The following is a 2,281-nucleotide window of genomic DNA, read 5'->3' on the forward strand; positions in this document are numbered from 1 at the left end:
GGGGCCGGCCTGGGCGGAGGTGCGGGCTTTGATGTTGCGGAGTTGGCTTTTGCACGTTCTGAGGTGCGGGGTGGGAGCGGGGGAGCATGGCGCCAGCGCAGGCCGGCCGAGCGCCATGCCTCGAAGGCGCGCTGCCAGGGGGACAGGGTCGCGGGCAGGTCGGCGAGGTCGCCGGCGACGCCGAAGGTCAGGCGCCGCCGGATCTGGCGGGAGTCGGCGGGCTCGTCCGTGAGGGGGAGCCGGGCCTCGTCCTGCTCAGGGGTCCTCGCCGTCACACGTGCTCCTTCACCGGCCACGGTCCTCATCGGACCATCGGGTCTCCGCGTTGACTCACCATCAAACCGCGCCACATCGCCTCGTGCGCGGACATCGACGGGAACGGCGGCCGATCTTGGCCCCGGGAGCGTTCTATCACCTCAGGCGGGACGAATCCGATCTTTCACCTCGATCGCCCCCTTGTAGGCGTAACCCCGGATGTGGAGGACGGGCGCGCCGGCGTCCGGGGCGCTGTGGATCTCGGTGGAGATGCCGGCGCCGCCGGTCTCCACTCGGATGCCCGGAGGGACGATGATCTCCACGGTGGACTTGTAGGCCACGACCCGGATCGTGGTGACCGGGCCTTCCAGCTCGGCGGTGCGCAGGTCGAGCAGGGCGCGGCCCTTGTAGGTGAGGGACGTGAACCTCTCGGGCAGCCGCCAGCGGCCGCTGCGCCGGACGGCGCTCTTGTAGGCCATCTGGAACCTGCCGGCCGGGCCGGGCGCCGGGCCGCGGTCGGGGGGCGTGTCGTGCCGCTCGGCCGGCGGGAGGTCGGCGGACAGGCGGGCGAGTTCGCCGTGGGTGCGGGCCGCGAGCGTCAGGTCGATGCGCTCGTCCAGCTCCGGCTCGGTCAGGCGGCCCTCGGCGTAGGCGGTGTGCAGCCGGACGAGCGCCTCGTCGCGGTCGCGGTCCGAGGCGCGCAGGGCGGGCTCGGGCTTGTGGGCGGTGCGTGGACACTGCTCGACGCTCATGGTCTTCTCCCCTTCGGGGCCGGATCGCGATGTATCTTAACTCGCCGTCGCTCGGCTTTCGAGACATTCGCCCGAATCCGGCCGCCGACGCGCGATCTTCGCCTCCGGCCCGGCCGGACGTCCGTCCACTAGATTCGGAATCAGCCCTAAGTGAGGGGGGACGATCCATGGGCGGGACGCTCGGACGCGCGCACGGCCCGTACACGCTCTACGACCTGGACGCGCTGCCCGAGGAGGGCCGCCGGTACGAGCTCGCCGACGGCTGGCTGAACGAGCTGCCCGGCGATCTGTGGCACGACCACGCGGCCGAGCAGCTGAAGACCGTCCTGAAGGACGCGGCGCGGCAGGCCGACGCCGACGTCCACGTCGCGGGGGCGCCGCAGGACGTGACGACCCCGGCGGGGATCCGCAAGCCCGACGTGTTCGCCGTCGGGCGGGACGTGGCCCGCGCCGCCCTGGAGCGGCGGACCCGCACCTACTACGGTCCCGACCTGCTGCTGGTCGCCGAGGTCGTGACGCCGCGGACGGTGAACGAGCAGATCGACCGCGTCCACAAGGTCGCCGAGTACGCGGCGACCGGCATCCCCCACTACTGGCTCGTAGATCTGGAGCCGCGGCCCACGATCACGATGATGGAGCTGGACGACGGCGACTACCGGGTGGCGGGCAAGGCGCGGGCCGGGGAGACGGTCACGCTGGAGCGGCCGTTCCCGATCGCGTTCGATCCGGCCCGGCTGTCGGAGATGGACTGACCCGCTCCGGCCGGATCCTTGGGCGATCTCGCCACTTACCCGGCCGCGCGGCACTGCACGTCGAGAGAAGGGCAGGACCCATGCCGGAACGCATGCGCGCGATCAGCCAGGACGTCCTCGGCGGGCCTGAAGTGCTCAAGGTGATCGAGACGGACCGTCCGGAGCCCGGCCCGACCGAGGTGCTCGTGCGGGTGTGCGCGGCCGGGGTGAACCCGACCGACTGGAAGCACCGGGCGGGCGGCGGGTTCCTCGGCAGGCCGCCGTTCGTCCTCGGCTGGGACGTGTCGGGCGTGGTGGAGGCGACGGGGGTCGGCGTGACGCTCCACAAGCCGGGCGACGAGGTCTTCGGGATGCTCCGGTATCCGTTCGGCGGGGGCTCGCACGCCGAGTACGTGACGGCGCCGTCCCGGACGTTCGCGGCCAAGCCGTCCGGCATCGACCACGTCCAGGCGGGTGCCCTGCCGCTGGCCGCGCTGACCGCCTGGCAGGGCCTGGTGGACACGGCCGGGGTGCGGGAGGGGC

General features: G+C 72.7%; 4 protein-coding genes. 2 read left to right on the forward strand and 2 right to left on the reverse strand.

Annotated elements, in window-relative coordinates; genetic code table 11:
* Both E1298_RS46315 and E1298_RS46320 read right to left on the reverse strand, forming a co-directional pair.
* Positions 1-275: hypothetical protein (locus tag E1298_RS46315; protein ID WP_131903717.1), on the reverse strand; the 275-nt coding region annotated here is incomplete at its 3' end.
* Positions 276-416: 141 nt separating this feature from the next.
* A complete protein-coding gene (locus tag E1298_RS46320; protein ID WP_131903718.1) occupies positions 417-1,007 on the reverse strand; it encodes a DUF1707 SHOCT-like domain-containing protein in 591 nt (196 codons plus the stop codon).
* Between the two features lie 167 nt (positions 1,008-1,174).
* Here E1298_RS46320 and E1298_RS46325 point away from each other — a divergent pair, with 167 nt between their 5' ends.
* Both E1298_RS46325 and E1298_RS46330 read left to right on the forward strand, forming a co-directional pair.
* Positions 1,175-1,759, forward strand: a complete 585-nt coding sequence (locus tag E1298_RS46325; RefSeq protein ID WP_131903719.1) for a Uma2 family endonuclease — start codon at positions 1,175-1,177, stop codon at positions 1,757-1,759.
* 92 nt (positions 1,760-1,851) lie between these two features.
* Positions 1,852-2,281: quinone oxidoreductase family protein (locus tag E1298_RS46330; protein ID WP_165975992.1), on the forward strand; the 430-nt coding region annotated here is incomplete at its 3' end.

Source organism: Actinomadura rubrisoli (genome assembly GCF_004349215.1).
GTDB classification, from domain to species: domain Bacteria; phylum Actinomycetota; class Actinomycetes; order Streptosporangiales; family Streptosporangiaceae; genus Spirillospora; species Spirillospora rubrisoli.